This window comes from Mycobacterium paraseoulense (assembly GCF_010731655.1).
Taxonomy (GTDB): domain Bacteria; phylum Actinomycetota; class Actinomycetes; order Mycobacteriales; family Mycobacteriaceae; genus Mycobacterium; species Mycobacterium paraseoulense.
Window position 1 is genome coordinate 4,584,351 of the sequence record NZ_AP022619.1, and the last position, 16,719, is coordinate 4,601,069.

Sequence of the window (16,719 nt, forward strand, 5' to 3'; positions counted from 1 at the left end):
AATTTTGCCGGCAAGCGGCAAAATCCCAGATCAGCGCTTGCCCGGCGGGCGGGCCCCGCGGGCGATACCCAGGCCTTTGACCGGCGGGCCCGCTGGTGCGCCGTCGCCGTCGGCCTGCTTTGCCGGCTCCGCCTTCGGCGCGGGCTCGGCTTCGGCCTGTTCGGCTTCGGGTGCCTCGGCTTTGGGTGCCTCGGCCGCCGGGGCGGCCTTGGCCGCCGGGGCGGCCTTCTTGGCGCCGGGGCGCTTGACGCCGGCGGCGATGCCCAGACCCTTGACCGGCGCCGCGGGTGCCTTGGCTTCGGCCTTGTCCTCGGCCGCCGGCGCGGCCTCGGCCTTCGGCGCCTCGGCCTTCGGCGCCTCGGCCTTGGGTGTTTCGGCCGCCGGGGCGGCCTTCTTGGCGCCGGGGCGCTTGGCGCCGGCGGCGATGCCCAGACCCTTGGCCGGCGCGGCGGGTGCCTCGGAAGACGCCGTGGGCGCCTCCGCCTTGGCCTCGGCGGCCGGTGCGGCCTTCTTCGCGCCGGGCCTCTTCGCCCCGCCCGCGATGCCCAACCCCTTCACGGGCGCGGCGGGCGCGGCTTCGGCTTTCGGCGCAGCCTCGGCCTTCGGGGCGGCCTCGGCGGGTTCCTGCTCGGTCTCCTCGGCCGGCGCCTCGACGGTCGCGGTGGCCTTGGGCGCAGCAGCCGCCCGCTTTTCGGCTTCCTTTGCGGCCGTGCCCTTCTCCGGCAGCGTCGCCTTGTCGTACTCGAGGGAGCCGAGCAGCACCTGGGCCACGTCGAGCACCTCGACGCCGGTGCGGCCGGCCTCCTCGGAGCGGTCGTTGACGCCGTCGGTGACCATCACGCGGCAGAACGGGCAGCCGGTGGCGATCGTGGACGCCCCGGTGGCCAGCGCCTCGTCGACGCGTTCGTGGTTGATCCGCTTGCCGATGTGCTCTTCCATCCACATCCGCGCGCCGCCGGCGCCGCAGCAGAAGCTGCGCTCGGCGTGGCGCGGCATCTCGGTGAGCGTCGCCCCCGCGGCCCCGATCAGCTCGCGCGGCGCCTCGTAGACCTTGTTGTGCCGGCCCAGGTAGCACGGGTCGTGATAGGTGATGTCCTGAGAAACGGGCGTCACCGGCACCAGCTTGTTGTCGCGGATGAGCCGGTTGAGCAGTTGGGTGTGGTGCAGCACCGAATAGTTCGCGCCCAGCTGCCGGTATTCGCGGCCCAGCGTGTTGAAGCAGTGCGGGCAGGTCACAACGATCTTGCGGTCGACCGTCTCCACGCCCTCGAACACCCCGTCCAGGGTCTCGACGGCCTGCGCGGCCAGCTGCTGGAACAGGAACTCGTTGCCCGAGCGGCGCGCGGAGTCGCCGTTGCAGGTCTCGCCGGTCCCCAGCACCAGGTACTTCACCCCGGCGACGGCCAGCAGCTCGGCGACGGCCTTGGTGGTCTTCTTGGCCTTGTCGTCGTAGGCGCCCGCGCAGCCCACCCAGAACAGGTACTCGAAGCCGTCGAAGCTGTCGACGTCCTCGCCGTAGACCGGGACGTCGAAGTCGACCTCGTCGATCCAGTTGGTGCGGTCGGCGGCGTTCTGGCCCCACGGGTTGGCCTTGGTCTCCAGGTTCTTGAACAGCACCGACAGCTCGGACGGGAACTCCGACTCCATCATCACCTGGTAGCGGCGCATGTCGACGATGTGGTCGACGTGCTCGATGTCCACCGGGCACTGCTCCACGCAGGCGCCGCAGGTCACACAGGACCACAGCACGTCGGGGTCGATGACGCCGCCTTGCTCGGCGGTGCCGACAAGCGGGCGGGCAGCCTGCTCGGGCCCGTGCCCGGGCACCCGGCCGAATCCGGACTCCGGCACATGGTGGCCCTCTTCGTGGACCGTTTCGAGGTCGAGGCCCTCAAGCGGCTCCGAGTTTTTCTCGCCCAGGATGTAGGGCGCCTTGGCCATCCAGTGGTCGCGCAGGTCCATGATGACGAGCTTCGGCGAGAGCGGCTTGCCGGTGTTCCACGCCGGGCACTGCGACTGGCAGCGCCCGCATTCGGTGCAGGTGGCGAAGTCCAGCATCGCCTTCCAGCTGAAGTCCTCGATCTTGCCGCGGCCGAATTCGGCGTCGTCGGGCGGGTTTTCGAAGTCGATCGGCTTGCCGTCGTGTTCCAGCGGCATCAGCGGCCCGAGGCCGTTGGGCAGCCGCTTGAAGATGACGTTGATGGGCGCCGTGAAGATGTGCAGGTGCTTGGAGTGCAGCACGATGATCAGGAACGCCAGCATGACCGCGATGTGCAGCAGCAGGGCCGTGGTTTCGATGATCTCGTTGGCGGGCTGGCCCAGCGGGCGCAGGATCGCGCCGAACAGCTGGGAGAGGAAGGCGCCCTTGCCGTAGGGCAGCGTGCCGTTGTTGACCGCTGACCCGCGCACCAGGACGTAGGTCCAGATGACGTTGAAGATCATGAGCAGCACCAGCCAGGCGCCGCCGGTGTGCGAACCATAGAACCGCGACGAGCGGCCGTACTCTTTGGGTTCGGTGCGAAGCCGGATGACGGCGAACGTCGCGATGCCCAGGAAGACGGCGGTGGCGAAGAAGTCCTGCAGGAAGCCCAGCGCGTCCCAGCGCCCGATGATCGGGATGTGGAAATTGTCCTGGAACAGCAGCCCGTAGGCCTCGATGTAGACCGTCAGCAGGATGAAGAAGCCCCACATCGTGAAGAAGTGCGCCAGGCCGGGAAGCGACCACTTGAGCAGTCGGCGCTGCCCGAAGACCTCGGAGACCTCCGCCGAGATTCGCTTGCCGGGTTCATCGGTGTGCCCGGGGGCGGGCCTCCCGGACGTGATCAGCTTGAACAGCCACAGGACCCGCCGGGCAGCGAGTGCGGCCACGACCAGCGTCATGCCCATGCCCACTACCAGTCTGATGAGCATCTGCGTCGTCACAGAAGGTCTCCCCAATGCCTTGTTGATTCAGCCTGCGATGTGTTTGCCTGCTTAGCCCTGCTCATAGTGGCATCTCCGCAGCTTTCGCCGCGAGAAAGGCTGCCCTAAGTTGGCGTCCATCGGCCGCCGTGGATTGCTTCGTTAGCGGCCCAGCGGGGGTTCAAACCGGGGGAACAACGGCCTTTCGCGCCTGGTCGTCGTCGGCGGTGCCTCGGTGGTGGTCGGCGCCTGCGAGGTCGTGGTCGGCGGCGCGGTCGTCGTGGTCGTGCTCGGCGGGGGCGTCGTGGTGGTGGTAGTCGGCGGGGGCGTCGTCGTGGTGGTGGTCGTCGGCGGCGCGGTCGTCGTGGTAGCCGGTGGCTGTTCGGACGACGACGGCGGCGGGGGCGGCGGGAGGACCGTCACGGTGGTGCTGTTGTCCGGCCCGGTGATGGTCACGGTTTGCGACGTCGGCGGCGGAGCCGGTGTGGTGGTGACCGGGCTGGACTTGGGGTGGCCCAAAGTCAGCGCCAACACGATGGCCACCAGCACCGCCGCCGCGGCGCCGGCGACGGTGAGGACCAGGGCCGTGCGCTTGTACCACGGCAGCCCGCCCTCCTGGGCGGCGTCGCGGTCACCGGCGGACCGGTCGAGATCGGCTGCCTCATCGGTGTACTCACCGGTGGCGTCGCGCCCGGTGTAGGGCACCGGCTCGTCGGCGTCGTCGGCGTCCTGCGACCAGGCCAGCGCGCCGTCCACGTCGGTGGCCCGGGCGGCCGACGCGGCCTGGGTCATGTCGATTCCGGCGGTGCCCACCATTTCGGTAGGCGCTTCCACGACGGCGCCCGCGGCGGTCGGGGCACCCGCCGGCGCCTGCTGACCACCCAGCGACGCCGCGCCGATCGCCGCGCTGGCCGCGGGCTGCGGCGCGGTGTGGACCGGCACCCGAAAGCGCTCCGACAGCCGCGCGGTGAGCAGTGGGATGCTGGCGCCGCCGCCGACGCTCGCGACCGCGGCCAGCCTGGATACCGCAATCCCGTTGCGGCGCAACGCTTCCTCGAGGGTGTCCAGGAATCGGTCCAGCGGCTCGGAGATCAGCTGCTCCAGCTCGGCGCGCGACAGCTGCACGTTGGCGCCCGGAGCCGGCGTGAGCGACGCGGTCGCGGCGGTCGACAGCTGCTCCTTGGCGCGCCGGCATGCGTCGAGCAGTCGGGCCTGCGAGCCCATCCGCACGGTGCCGGCCAGGTCGGCCATGGTGTCGTCGGAGGCCTGCAGGCGCCCGAGGACGAGCCGATCGATGGCGTCGCCGGAGAAATCGGCGTACCGCACCGACGGACCGATGTGGGTGAAGTTGGCCCCGGCGTCCATCAGGGTGATCGTGGTGCCGCTGGCGCCGAAATCGCACAGCGCGACGACGCCGGCCGTCGGGAATCCCGGCCTGCCGCGTAGTGCCGCGAGCGCGGCGGTGGCGTCGGACACCAGCACCGGGGTCACACCGCCGCGGGCGAGATCCGGCTGGGCGAAGAATTCGTCACGCAGCGCGGCGAACTGGGCGTCGGACCAGTACGCGGGGACGGCGATGGTGATCGGTGCGCCGTAGCCGACCGTGCGGGCCATGGCCTCGATCGCCTCGACCGTCAGCACCTCGCCGAGGTACTTCGTCCCGTCGGCCGCCACCAACGGGGAACGGTCGCCGACGCGCTCGACGAATCCGCGCAGCACCATTCCGTTTTCGGTCAGGTTCGGATTTTCTTCCGGCAGGCCAACTTCGGTGGGCCGGTGCTCGAAGAGGGTCAACACGGCGCTGCGGACCACCGGGGCGCCGCCCGCCGGGGCCGCCACCAGGTGGGCCGCCCCGATCGACAGCCCGAGCGACTCGCTCATGCCCCGCACCCCACTTCCGATCGCCCGGTGGTCCTCACCATAGCGGCCGACCGGGTCAGCGCAGGCCGGGCGGGACCGTGATCACCGTGGGCACCCCCGGGATCGTGATCACCGACGGCAGCGATGGCAGGTGGTGCCGGTGCGGCGCCTCCTGCTGGCTGGGCTGGCGCGTGGGCTGCTGCGTCGGCTGCTGTGCCGGCGCCTCGACCGAGCTGCTGGTGGTCGGCGTCGTGGTGGTGGTCGGCGCTGTCGTCGTCGTCGTGGTGGTGGTCGTGCTCGTGCTGCTGGGGCTCGGGGTGGGGCTGGTGCCCCCTTCGCCGTGCAGCAGCTCGGTGATGCCGTACGCGATCAGCGCGATCAGGATTGCGACGAACACCAGCCAGGCGATCAGCAGCGGAGGCTTGCGATACCACGGAGTGGGTTCGCTCTCCAGGTCGTCGAAGGCCTCGGGCTGCTCGAACCCCCCGGGCGGGTACGGCGGGGGTTCGCCGGAAGTCGGCTGGTCAGCCATGCCGTAGTTGGCATGATGGGTCGCCTGCTCGTGGAAGTCGTCGGGTGGGCCTTTGCGTTCCACGGCACCGATGGTACTGACCCCGCCTGCGGGGCTCCTGAGGCCGCCGCTCAGAACGTGTTGACCTTGTCGAGGCCGACGAACGGTCTCGGGCGTTGCCGCCTCATTGCCCTCCGAGCGCGGCCCGCACGCGTCCCCGCGCCCGGTCGAGCCGGACGGCGGCCTCGACCGCGTCGACGCCGGCGAGCAACGCGACGATCGCGGTTTTGGCGTGACCACCCGCGGCGGCGAGTGCTGCGGCCGCGGTTTCCTCGTCGACGCCGGCCGCGTCGCGCACGATCCGCACCGCACGGCGGCGCAGCTTCGCGCTGGTCGGCCGCACGTCAACCATCCGCGGTCCGTAGGCCTTGCCGAGCGCGATCATCACGCTCGTCGAGAGCGCGTTGAGCACGACCTTCTGCGCCGTTCCCGCCGTCAGCCGCGTCGAGCCGGCCAACACCTCTGGCCCGGTCAATAGTTCGATCACCACGTCGGCTGATGCCTCACCGCCGGGGTTGTTGACGATCGCGACCGTCAGCGCACCCGCCGCGCGCGCATGCTCGAGCGCCCCGAGCACGTAAGGCGTGCGGCCCGACGCGGTGATCCCGACAAGCGCGTCGGCGGCGGTCAATTCGGCGAGATCGGCGGGGTCGAACGCGTCTTCCGCGCCCTCGATCGCCTCGGTCAGCGCCGCCGGCCCGCCGGCGATCACACCGCGCACCAGGTCGGTGCCGAACGTGGGCGCACATTCGGCCGCGTCGAGCACGCCGAGCCGCCCGGGCGTTCCGGCACCGGCGTAGATCAGGCGGCCGCCGCGCTCGAGCCGCGCAGCGATCGCCGCGGCCGCCGCCGCGATCCGCGGGACCGCCGCCACCACCGCGGCGTGCGCCTCGCCTTCGGCGGCGACGAGCAGCGCGACGACGTCCCCGACGGGCCGCGCGTCGAGGTCGTGCAGGCCTGGACGCACGGCTTCGGTGGCGAGCGCGTCGAGTCCTTGCACGGCAACGGTTTTGGGCGCCGCCTGCACGCGGATCACGTGCGGCTCGTGGATCGCCCCCAGCCGCAGCGCCCCGTCGAGCGCGTCGCCGGCGGCGGGGACGAGGTCGAGCTGCTCACGCAGCGCTGTGAACCCGGCCAGCCCGCCGACCATCGCGACCGGGCCATCCCCGGCCGCGCGAGCGGTCGCGGCGAGCGCCTCAGCCGCCGCACCGACGATCGCCAGCGCGGCGGCGTCGCCCTGCGCGGCGAGGACGTCGGGTGCGAAGGACGCGAGCGCGGCGGCACCGGTGAGCCGCGCGGGCCAGGTCTCGGGCGCGCCGAAGCGGGCGCGGGCGGCGTCGAGCAGCGCGGTGGACGGGCCGCGGCCGTCGTGCGCGCGCAGCGCCGCGCGCAGCCCGGCGGCGCCGATCCACGCGCCGCCGCCCTCGTCACCCAGCCACGGGCCCCAGCCGTCGGCGGTCCGCAGCGCGCCGTCAGCGTCGATCGCGAGCGCCACGACGCCGGTGCCCGCGATCAGCACGACGCCCGGCTCCCCGTCCAGCGCGCCGGCGTGCGCGATCACGGCGTCGCTGGTCACCGCGACGCGTTCGGCCCGCAGCGAGGTCAGCAGCGCATCGCCCAGCGCCCGCGCGGCGTCCCGCGCCGCCAGCGCCCCGGCGGCGCCCACAATCACCTCATCGACCGCGCCGAACTCGCGCGCCACGTTCCGGATCGCCGCCTCCGCGGCCCGCACGCCGCCGGGCGCCGCGAGCCCCGGCGCGCCCGGCCCCCGGGCGCTGCGGCCCCGGGCCGACGCCCGGCACGACGTCTTACCCAGGTCGACGGCGAGGATCATCGCACCCATCCTCGATCGGCCCGGGCTGTGTGTCGACAGCCGGGCACACTGGTTAAGTGGGGCGGGCGTTGCTGACCGTGGGGCGCTGGACCAGGTCCTGGCCGACGCAGCCCGGCGCACCACCACGGTGATGTGCAGCGAGAGCGTCTGGTGGCGCTGCCACCGGCGGCTGATCGCCGACGTGGCGGAGCTCGGTCGCGCCGTGCCGGTGCGACACCTCATGCCGGACGGCCGCCTGCGCCCACACCGCCCCGCCGGCGGTGCCCGCCGCCGCCCCGACGGCCACCTGGTATGGGACGGCCGAGCCGACGGTCGCCGGTCCGGCCTCGGGCCGTCAGAACGTGTTGACCTTGTCCAGGCTGACGAACATGCCGTGGCCGGTGCGGTCGTTGGTGAAGCGCGTCCCGTCGGCGGTCGCGTTGATCGTCCAGCCCGCGGCGTTGTAGGTCTTGTAGTCGATCTGGACCGTGGGGATGGCCCCCAGGTTGCCCAGCACCCACTGCACCTTGCCGCCGGAGTCGACGCTGACGCCGTTGGCGTGTTCGCCGTCTTGCAGAGGGGAGTTGGTGAACGGCGCCTCGCAGCCGACGGTGTCCTTGTTGATCTGGCAGCGCGTGGTGCCCGACTTGGTCTCGATGAACACGTAGCCGTTCTGGTCGGGCGGCAACGGGATGGTGCCGGCGGGCGCCGTCGGGTTGGCCGGGGCGGTCGGGAGGCCGGGGGCCGGGCTTGCGGTGGGCGCCGGCGGGGCCGTGCTCGGCCTGGGTGTGGGGAACGTGGGTTCCACCGGGCCCGCCCCGGGCGCGGCGACCGGGCGGCCGGCGATGGTGGAGGAACATGCGTCGATCAGCGCGGGACTGACCAGGACCGGCGCGATCAGCAGGGAACCCCCGGCAAGACTCCACCGTGCCCTTTGCGAAAACCGCACGCGCCACTCCCGACGATCACCCGATACCGGAAAATCAGATTACGCGCGAAGCGACGAAACCCCCTGCAACCGCGCGCCTATCGATGCGACCCCGATGGTGAAGCTTTATCGCCGCGTGACCGACTGGACCTCGGCGGCCCGGCGGGCGGCGGCCACGATGCCCTGGTAACCGGTGCACCGGCAGAAGTTGCCCGACAGGCCTTCGCGGATCTCCTGGTCGGTGGGATCGGGATTGTCGCGCAGCAGCGCGGTCAGCGACATGACGAAACCCGGCGTGCAGAAGCCGCATTGCAGCCCGTGGCACTCCCGCAGCGCCGACTGCACCGGCGACAGGGTGCCGTCCGGCGCGGCGACGCCTTCGACCGTCGTCACCTCCGCCCCGTCGGCCTGCACCGCGAACATCAGGCACGAACGCACGGCCTGGCCGTCCAGCAGCACCGTGCACGCCCCGCACGCCCCGTGCTCACAGCCCAGGTGGGTGCCGGTCAGCCCGCACTTCTCCCGCAGGAAGTCGGCCAGCGTCATCCGGGGCTCGACCGCGGCCGTGGTTTCAGTTCCGTTGACGGACAGGTTGATTGGGTGTTCACGCATGGCTTTCCCCCAGGGCTTCGGTGATCGCTTGCGTCCAGGCGCGGGCGGCCATGGTGGCGCCGACCCGCAGCCGGTAGGACGCCGACCCCTGCAGGTCGTTCGGGACGTCGTCGAGCCCGCTCATCGCGGCCTCGCCGATCTCCTCGGGCACCAGTTCGGCGACCGGCCTGCCGACCGCGGCCACCTCGGCCGCCGTGGCGCGCCGGACCGTGGGCCCCATGCCCAGCAGCCCGATCGCGCAGCGCGACACCCGATCGCCGTCGTCGAGCTGGACGGCGACCAGGGCGCCGGCGATCGCGAAATCGCCGTGCCGGCGGGAGAATTCCTCGACGGCGAACCCGCATCTGCCGTCCCACACCGGGAATCGCACCCCGGTCAGCACCTCGTCGGCGTCCATGGTGGTCTCCCACACCCCGGCGAAGAAGTCGGCCGCCGCGATCTCGCGGCGCCGGCGCGGCGACTGCACCTCCATCACCGCATCCAGGGTCAAAGCGACCGCCGGGTATTCACCGGCCGCGTCGGCGTGGGCGATCGACCCGCCGAGCGTGCCGCGGCTGCGGATCTGGAAGTGCCCGACGAACGGCGTCGCCCGCGTCAACAGCGGAACGGCTTGCCGCACTTGGTCATCGGCACCCACTGCGGCCTCGGTGGTGCCGGCGCCGATCCACAGCTCCGGGCCCCTGCGGTCGATGCCCTGCAGCTCGGGCAGCCGGGAGATGTCGATGAGATGGTCGAAATAGGCCAGCCGCATCGCCAGCATCGGCACCAGGCTCTGGCCGCCGGCAAGGATTTTCGCGTCGTCGCCCAGTTCGGCCAGCAGGCCCACCGCGTCGTCGATGGTGTCGGGGCGGTGATAGTCGAACGCGGCCGGCTTCACCGTTGCCCCCGTTCCAGCAGGGCGGCGATCGACGCCGGGCTGGCCGGCAGCCGGGTGACCGTCACGCCCAGCGGCGCCAGCGCGTCGTTGACGGCGTTGATCACCGCCGGCACCGAGCCGATGGCCCCGCCCTCTCCGGCGCCCTTGTAGCCGCCGGGTCCCGGCCCGGGTATCTCGACGTGGCCGAATTCGATCGGCGGCACCTCGGTGGCGGTGGGCAACAGGTAGTCGACGAAAGTCGTTGCCAGCGGGTTGCCTTCGTCGTCGTAGACCATGTCCTCCATCAGGGCGCCGCCGATGCCCTGCACGGTTCCACCGGCGATCTGGCCCTCCACCACCGACGGGTTGATCATGGGCCCGACGTCCTCGCTGACGATGTAGCGCAGCAGGGTCACCTTGCCGGTCGCCACGTCCACCTCGCAGGTGCAGGCGTGCGTCGCGTTGGACCAGTGGATGGGATTGGTCGAGTTGAACCGCGCGGTCGCCTCGAGGTTGGTCGACAGTCCCGGCGGCAGCTGCTGCGGCGAGTAGTACGCCACGTAGGCCAGCTCCCCGAATGACACCGACTTGGCCGGATCGTCGCGCGCGCTGGCCACCGAGAACGCCAGATCCACTTGCGCCTCGGGCACTTTCAGGTGGTGCGCGGCCAGCGCCACGATCTTCTCGCGCAGGATGGCGCCCGCCTCGCTAACGGCCCCGGCGGTCATCGGCGCGCTGCGGCTGCCCTGCGTCCCGGCCCCGTACGGGGTGACCGCGGTGTCACCCTGGATGGTGGCCACGTCGTCGATGTCGGCGCCCAGCGCGTCGGCGGTCAGCTGCACGACGGTGGTCTCGATGCTGTTTCCGCTCGAGCCGCCGTTGACGTACACGTTGATCTTGCCGGTCGGCTCCATGCGGATGGTCGCGCCCTCGGTGGCCAGGTGCCCGGTCGCCGCGCCGGTCGGCTCGATGTAGGCCGAAAACCCGAGGCCCAGGTAGCGGCCCTGCGCCAGCGCCTCGGCCTGCTCCTTGCGAAACCCTTCGTGGTCAAGGATTTTCACCGCCTGCTCGAACGTGTCGATCGGGGCGACGTGGTCATACGGCATGCCGTTGGGGTTGACGTAGGGCATCTCGTCGCGGCGCAACAGGTTGCGCCGGCGCAGCTCGACCGGGTCGACGTTCATCTTGCGCGCGGCGATGTCGAGCAGGATCTCGCGGGCCAGCGTCTCGTACTGCCAGGGGCCGCGGTAGGCGGCCAGGCCGCTGGTGTTGGAGAAGACCGTCTTGTAGTTGAAGCTGGCCTTGGGCACCCGGTACGGGCCCGGGAAGAACATGCCGATGGCGGCCGTGGTCAGCACCGGGTACGGCGTCGGGTAGGCGCCGATGTCCTGGACGAAGTCGATGTCGGCCGCGGCGATGTTTCCCTCGTCGTCGAACGCCATCCGCGCCGTGCCGTCGACGTGGCGGGCCTGCCCCGCCGACATCAGGTTCTCGCGCCGGTCCTCGATCCACTTCAGCGCCGCCGGCACCTTGCGGGCGGCCAGCATGATGCACATGTCCTCGCGCATCGGGACGACCTTCTGGCCGAAGCCGCCGCCGGTGTCGCGCATGATGACCCGAACACGTTGCGCCGCAATGCCCAACAGCCGGGCGCAGAACGCCCGCAGCTCGTGCGGGGTCTGGGTGGACGCCCACATCGTGAGTTCCCCGGTGGCGGCGGTCCATTCGACCACCAGGCCGCGGGTCTCGATCGGCACGGGCGCGTAAATCTGCTGATAGATCTGCTCTTTGACCACGCAGGGCGCGTTGGCGAACAGCTCCTCGTCGGGCGGGGCTCCGCCCATGCCACCGGCGACGTTGTTCGGGTAGGCGCCGTGCACCAGCACATCGGAGTCCTGCGCCCGGGTGAAATCGGTGACCGCGGGCAGCGGCTCGTAGTCCACGTCGATGAGTTCCAGCGCGTCCTCGGCGACATACCGGCTCTCGGCGACGACGAGCGCGACGGGGTCGCCGACGAACTTCGCCTCGCCCTCGGCCAGCGGCGGGCGCGGCGTGTCCGCGACGTCCTTGCCGGCGACGGCGTGCCACCCCTCCTTCGCGTCGGGGTTGAGGTCGGCGGCGGTGAACACCGCGCGCACGCCGGGCAGCGCCAGCGCGGCCGAGGCGTCGATGCCGTTGATGCGCGCCCGCGCGAACGGGCTGCGCACGAAGCAGGCGTGCAGCATGCCCGGCCGGACGATGTCGTCGACGAAGCTGCCACGGCCCGTCAACAGCCGGCCGTCCTCCACCCGCTGGACGCGGGTGCCGGCGTACCGGGGCGCCGGGGTGACCGGCCCGCCCGTTGCCGCCTGCACGTCCTGAGTCATTGCGCTCCGTGATTGTCGCTGTGCGAGAAGCTGAATGTCATCATAGGAGAGTGCCGTTATCGCAGTCTATTGGCCCGGCGCCACACGTCGTCGGAATCCTGCTGGCCGCGGGCGCCGGAAGCCGCTACGGCAAGCCGAAGGTGCTGGTCGACGGGTGGCTGGAGGCCGCGGTGGACGCGCTGCAGGACGGCGGGTGTGCGGGTGTCGTCCTGGTCCTGGGCGCCGCGGAGGTCCCCGCCCCGGCCGGGGTCACCGCGATCGTGGCGCCGGACTGGCGCGCGGGGCTGAGCGCCTCGGTGCGGGCCGGCCTGGCCCAGGCCGGCCGCATGCGGGCCGACTACGCGGTGCTGCACGTCATCGACACGCCCGACGTCGGCGCCGCCGTGGTGGCGCGGGTCCTCGACCGCGCGGTGGGGTCGCCCAGTGGCCTGGCGCGCGCCGTCTTCGGCGACCGGCCGGGGCATCCGGTGGTGATCGCGCGCCGGCACTGGCCGGAGGTCGTCTCGCGCGTCTCGGGTGATCACGGCGCCGGCGCGTACCTGGGCACCCGGCCCGACGTCGAGCTCGTCGACTGCGCGGATCTGGCCGGCGGCCGAGACATCGACGAGCCTTAGGCCGCCGCGGGTGGGTCGACGGCCAGCGGCGGGGTGTCCTGGGCGGCGGCGTCCACCCGGTGGCGGACCAGATACCAGCCGCCGATCAGCCCGGGGACGCCGATGGCCATGGCGCCGAGCAGCCACGGGCCCTGGACCTTGTCCAACACCATCAAGACGAGGACGCCGGCCAAAAAGGCCAGCGTGAGGTAGCCGCTGTAGGGCGCCAGCGGCATCCGGAAGTGCGGCCGTTGCACCGCCCCGGCGCGGGACAGCCGGTAGAACCGCAGCTGGCTCGCCACGATCGTCCCCCAGGCCACCACCACGCCCACGGCGGCGATGTGCAGCACGATTTCGAACGCCTGGCTCGGTTTGACGGCGTTGAGCACGATGCCCGAGAGGCCGACGACGGCGGTGAGCAGGATGCCGCCGTACGGCACGCCGTTCTTGGTCATGGGTGCGGTGAATTTCGGGCCGCTGCCGTTGATCGCCATGGACCGCAGGATGCGGCCGGTGGAGTACAGCCCGGCGTTGAGGCTCGAGAGCGCGGCGGTGAGCACCACGAGGTTCATCACGCTGCCCGCCCCGCCGAACCCGACCTTCGAGAAGAAGGTGACGAACGGGCTCACGTGATCCCGGTAGGCGGTGTGCGGCAGCAGCAGCGCCAGCAGGACCGTCGACCCGATGTAGAAGATGGCGATGCGAAACACCACCGAGTTGATCGCCCGCGGCATGATCTTGTGCGGATTCGCGGTCTCCCCGGCCGCGATGCCGACCAATTCGACCGCGGCGTAGGCGAAGACCACCCCCGAGGTCACCAGCACCAGGGGCAGCAAGCCGGCCGGCAGGAGTCCCCCATGGCTATCCCATAGCGTCACCCCGGGGTCATGGCCGTCGACCTTGACGCGGCCGACCAGGAAGACGATGCCGACGACGAGGAACGTCACCAGCGCGAGCACCTTGATCAACGAGGCCCAGAATTCCAGCTCGCCGAAGAGCTTGACCGAGATGAGGTTCATCGCCAGCACGGCGACCAGCGCGATCAACGCCAGCGTCCACTGCGGGACGGCCTGGAACGCCGTCCAGTAGTGGCAGTAGTGCGCGATCGCGGTGGTGTCCACGATCCCCGTCATCGCCCAGTTGAGGAAGTACAGCCAGCCCGCGGCGAACGCGGCCTTCTCGCCGAAGAACTCACGGGCGTAGGAGACGAAGGATCCCGAGGACGGGCGGTACAGCACCAGCTCGCCGAGGGCGCGCAGGATCAGGAAGACGAAGATGCCGCAGATTCCGTACACCAGAAACAGCCCCGGTCCCGCCGACGCGAGCCTTCCGCCGGCGCCGAGGAACAGGCCCGTCCCGATGGCGCCCCCGAGGCCGATCATCTGGATCTGGCGGTTGTTCAGGCCCTTGTGATAGCCCGCCTCTTCGCGGGCGAGCCGCGCGGCGGCGCTGTCTTGCGGTGGCATTGAGTCCTGCCGTGTCGGCTCCGGGAAAGGCTCAGGCTAACCCACCGACGGCCGGGGTGCCCAGTGCAGCGACCCCCCTGGGAACAAGACGGCGACGCGCGCCGTTAGCATGATCGACAAGTTGAGCGAACCAGACTCAAGCCTGGGTTGACACCACGGTGCGGCCGAGAGCAGTCTTGAGCGGGGTTCACTCAGCATAGTGGCACCAAAGAAGCTCTACACAATCAGGAGGAATCACTATGGCTCGTGCGGTCGGTATCGACCTCGGGACCACCAACTCCGTCGTCGCAGTTCTCGAGGGCGGTGACCCCGTCGTCGTCGCCAACTCCGAGGGCTCACGGACGACCCCGTCCATCGTCGCGTTCGCGCGCAACGGCGAGGTGCTCGTCGGCCAGCCCGCCAAGAACCAGGCGGTGACCAACGTCGACCGCACGATCCGTTCGGTCAAGCGGCACATGGGCACCGACTGGTCCATCGAGATCGACGACAAGAAGTACACCGCGCAGGAGATCAGCGCCCGCGTGCTGATGAAGCTGAAGCGCGACGCGGAGGCGTACCTGGGTGAGGACATCACCGACGCCGTCATCACCGTGCCGGCGTACTTCAACGACGCCCAGCGGCAGGCGACCAAGGAATCCGGCCAGATCGCCGGCCTGAACGTGCTGCGCATCGTCAACGAGCCCACCGCCGCGGCGCTGGCCTACGGCCTGGACAAGGGCGAGAAGGAACAGACCATCCTGGTCTTCGACCTGGGCGGCGGCACCTTCGACGTCTCGTTGCTCGAGATCGGCGAGGGCGTGGTCGAGGTCCGCGCCACCAGCGGTGACAACCACCTCGGTGGGGACGACTGGGACGACCGCGTCGTCGAGTGGCTCGTCGACAAATTCAAAGGCACCAGCGGCATCGACCTGACCAAGGACAAGATGGCGATGCAGCGGCTGCGTGAGGCCGCCGAGAAGGCCAAGATCGAGCTCTCGAGTTCGCAGAGCACCTCGATCAACCTGCCGTACATCACCGTCGACGCGGACAAGAACCCGCTGTTCCTCGACGAGCAGCTGACCCGCGCCGAATTCCAGCGCATCACCCAGGATCTGCTGGACCGCACCCGTCAGCCCTTCCAGTCCGTGATCAAGGACGCCGGCATCTCGGTCTCCGAGATCGACCACGTGGTCCTGGTGGGTGGTTCCACCCGGATGCCCGCGGTGTCGGAGCTGGTCAAGGAGATGACCGGCGGCAAGGAGCCCAACAAGGGCGTCAACCCCGATGAAGTCGTGGCGGTGGGAGCGGCTCTGCAGGCCGGTGTCCTCAAGGGCGAGGTGAAAGACGTTCTGCTGCTTGACGTCACGCCGCTGAGCCTGGGTATCGAGACCAAGGGCGGGGTGATGACCAAGCTCATCGAGCGCAACACCACGATCCCCACCAAGCGGTCGGAGACCTTCACCACGGCCGACGACAACCAGCCGTCGGTGCAGATCCAGGTCTACCAGGGTGAGCGCGAAATCGCTTCGCACAACAAGCTGCTCGGCTCCTTCGAGCTGACCGGCATCCCGCCGGCTCCGCGCGGCGTCCCGCAGATCGAGGTCACCTTCGACATCGACGCCAACGGCATCGTGCACGTCACGGCCAAGGACAAGGGCACCGGCAAGGAGAACACGATCAAGATCCAGGAGGGCTCCGGCCTGTCCAAGGAGGAGATCGACCGGATGATCAAGGACGCCGAGGCGCACGCCGAGGAAGACCGCCAGCGCCGCGAGGAGGCCGACATCCGCAACCAGGCCGAATCGCTGGTCTACCAGACGGAGAAGTTCGTCAAGGAGCAGCGTGAAGCCGAGGGCGGGTCGAAGGTTCCCGAGGAGACGCTGTCCAAGGTCGACGGCGCGATCGCCGAGGCCAAGTCCGCGCTGGGCGGCACCGACATCTCCGCGATCAAGTCGGCGATGGAGAAGCTGGGCCAGGAATCCCAGGCGCTCGGCCAGGCCATCTACGAGGCCACCCAGGCCGCCGGCGAACAGGCCGGCGCCGCCCCCGGCGGCCCGTCCGGTTCCGCCGACGACGTCGTGGACGCGGAGGTGGTCGACGACGACCGGGAGTCCAAGTGACCGAAGGCAATCCACAGGAGCAGGTGACCGTCACCGACAAGCGGCGGATCGATCCGCAGACCGGTGAAGTGCGCCAGTCCCCGTCCGGCCCCCCTCCCGGCGATGCGCCGGGAGGGGGTTCGGCCGGTGAGTTCGCGGGCGAAAGCCCCGAGGAGGCCGGCAAGGCCACCGAGCTGCTCGCCGACCTGCAACGCGTCCAGGCCGACTTCGCCAACTACCGCAAGCGTGCGCTGCGCGACCAGCAGGCCGCGGCCGACCGGGCCAAGGCCGGCGTCGTCAGCCAATTGCTGGGCGTGCTCGACGATCTCGAGCGGGCGCGCAAACACGGTGACCTGGAATCCGGCCCGCTGAAGTCGGTGGCCGACAAGCTGGACAGCGCCCTGACCGGACTCGGTCTGACGGCGTTCGGCGAGGAGGGCGAGGACTTCGACCCGGTGTTGCACGAGGCCGTGCAGCACGACGGCGACGGCGGCGACGGCTCCAGGCCGGTGATCGGCACCGTCATGCGGCAGGGTTACAAGCTGGGCGACCAGGTCCTGCGGCACGCTCTGGTCGGCGTCGTCGACACGGTCGCCGACGAGGGTGGCACGGCGGTCCCACCGGCCGAATCGGACGATAACCCCGGCGCATCCGGTGAATAGACCACACAATCAG

The 16,719-nt window shown here is 70.8% G+C and carries 12 protein-coding genes and 2 pseudogenes; 4 read left to right on the forward strand and 10 right to left on the reverse strand.

All coding sequences use genetic code 11. The features are described 5' to 3' along the window. Positions 1-30: 30 nt before the first annotated feature. From G6N51_RS21290 to G6N51_RS29580, 5 genes and pseudogenes are all read right to left on the reverse strand, one after another. A complete protein-coding gene (locus G6N51_RS21290; protein WP_083176398.1) occupies positions 31-2,922 on the reverse strand; it encodes a heterodisulfide reductase-related iron-sulfur binding cluster in 2,892 nt (963 codons plus the stop codon). Positions 2,923-3,063: 141 nt separating this feature from the next. Beyond that, entirely contained in the window at positions 3,064-4,782 is a 1,719-nt protein-coding gene (locus tag G6N51_RS21295; protein WP_083176396.1) for an Hsp70 family protein, read from the reverse strand. 55 nt (positions 4,783-4,837) lie between these two features. Continuing rightward, positions 4,838-5,356, reverse strand: a complete 519-nt coding sequence (locus tag G6N51_RS21300) for a hypothetical protein (RefSeq protein WP_083176394.1) — start codon at positions 5,354-5,356, stop codon at positions 4,838-4,840. Positions 5,357-5,456: 100 nt separating this feature from the next. Continuing rightward, the gene (locus G6N51_RS29575; protein ID WP_306460848.1) at positions 5,457-6,332 is read right to left on the reverse strand and encodes an N-acetylmuramic acid 6-phosphate etherase; all 876 of its coding nucleotides are present in this window, start codon (positions 6,330-6,332) and stop codon (positions 5,457-5,459) included. A gap of 117 nt (positions 6,333-6,449) precedes the next feature. Continuing rightward, positions 6,450-7,175, reverse strand: a pseudogene (locus G6N51_RS29580) (BadF/BadG/BcrA/BcrD ATPase family protein); the annotation flags it as partial. A 73-nt stretch (positions 7,176-7,248) separates the two neighbouring features. Between G6N51_RS29580 and G6N51_RS21310 the strand changes: the two are divergent. Beyond that, positions 7,249-7,464, forward strand: a pseudogene (locus G6N51_RS21310) (DUF488 family protein); the annotation flags it as partial. A gap of 36 nt (positions 7,465-7,500) precedes the next feature. Here the strand turns inward: G6N51_RS21310 and G6N51_RS21315 are convergent. The 4 genes from G6N51_RS21315 to G6N51_RS21330 all read right to left on the reverse strand — a co-directional run bounded on the left by G6N51_RS21315 (position 7,501) and on the right by G6N51_RS21330 (position 11,907). After that, on the reverse strand, positions 7,501-8,049 hold the full coding sequence (locus G6N51_RS21315) for a hypothetical protein (RefSeq protein ID WP_174814411.1): 549 nt from the start codon (positions 8,047-8,049) through the stop codon (positions 7,501-7,503). A gap of 150 nt (positions 8,050-8,199) precedes the next feature. Beyond that, positions 8,200-8,685, reverse strand: a complete 486-nt coding sequence (locus G6N51_RS21320; protein WP_083173361.1) for a (2Fe-2S)-binding protein — start codon at positions 8,683-8,685, stop codon at positions 8,200-8,202. After that, a complete protein-coding gene (locus tag G6N51_RS21325; protein ID WP_083173360.1) occupies positions 8,678-9,562 on the reverse strand; it encodes an FAD binding domain-containing protein in 885 nt (294 codons plus the stop codon). Before G6N51_RS21325 ends, G6N51_RS21320 begins: the two co-directional genes overlap by 8 nt. Continuing rightward, the gene (locus G6N51_RS21330; protein ID WP_083173359.1) at positions 9,559-11,907 is read right to left on the reverse strand and encodes a xanthine dehydrogenase family protein molybdopterin-binding subunit; all 2,349 of its coding nucleotides are present in this window, start codon (positions 11,905-11,907) and stop codon (positions 9,559-9,561) included. Before G6N51_RS21330 ends, G6N51_RS21325 begins: the two co-directional genes overlap by 4 nt. 50 nt (positions 11,908-11,957) lie before the next feature. Between G6N51_RS21330 and G6N51_RS21335 the strand changes: the two genes are divergently transcribed. Next, the gene (locus G6N51_RS21335; RefSeq protein ID WP_083173358.1) at positions 11,958-12,521 is read left to right on the forward strand and encodes a nucleotidyltransferase family protein; all 564 of its coding nucleotides are present in this window, start codon (positions 11,958-11,960) and stop codon (positions 12,519-12,521) included. Here the strand turns inward: G6N51_RS21335 and G6N51_RS21340 are convergent. Further along, positions 12,518-13,966, reverse strand: coding sequence for an amino acid permease (locus G6N51_RS21340; protein WP_083173357.1), 1,449 nt, complete (start codon positions 13,964-13,966; stop codon positions 12,518-12,520). The two genes, G6N51_RS21335 and G6N51_RS21340, sit on opposite strands and share 4 nt — an antisense overlap. Positions 13,967-14,205: 239 nt before the next feature. Here G6N51_RS21340 and dnaK point away from each other — a divergent pair, with 239 nt between their 5' ends. Both dnaK and grpE read left to right on the forward strand, forming a co-directional pair. Beyond that, on the forward strand, positions 14,206-16,065 hold the full coding sequence (gene dnaK, locus G6N51_RS21345) for a molecular chaperone DnaK (RefSeq protein WP_083173356.1): 1,860 nt from the start codon (positions 14,206-14,208) through the stop codon (positions 16,063-16,065). Further along, positions 16,062-16,706, forward strand: a complete 645-nt coding sequence (gene grpE, locus G6N51_RS21350; protein WP_083173355.1) for a nucleotide exchange factor GrpE — start codon at positions 16,062-16,064, stop codon at positions 16,704-16,706. The genes dnaK and grpE overlap by 4 nt, the downstream gene beginning before the upstream one ends. The last annotated feature ends 13 nt before the right edge of the window (positions 16,707-16,719 follow it).

Coding starts and splice junctions, on each gene's coding strand:
- G6N51_RS21295 (WP_083176396.1), bottom strand. CDS start 4,782: ATGAGCGAGTCGCTCGGGCTGTCGATCGGGGCGGCCCACCTGGTGGCG.
- G6N51_RS21320 (WP_083173361.1), bottom strand. CDS start 8,685: ATGCGTGAACACCCAATCAACCTGTCCGTCAACGGAACTGAAACCACG.
- G6N51_RS21330 (WP_083173359.1), bottom strand. CDS start 11,907: ATGACTCAGGACGTGCAGGCGGCAACGGGCGGGCCGGTCACCCCGGCG.
- G6N51_RS21340 (WP_083173357.1), bottom strand. CDS start 13,966: ATGCCACCGCAAGACAGCGCCGCCGCGCGGCTCGCCCGCGAAGAGGCG.
- dnaK (WP_083173356.1), top strand. CDS start 14,206: ATGGCTCGTGCGGTCGGTATCGACCTCGGGACCACCAACTCCGTCGTC.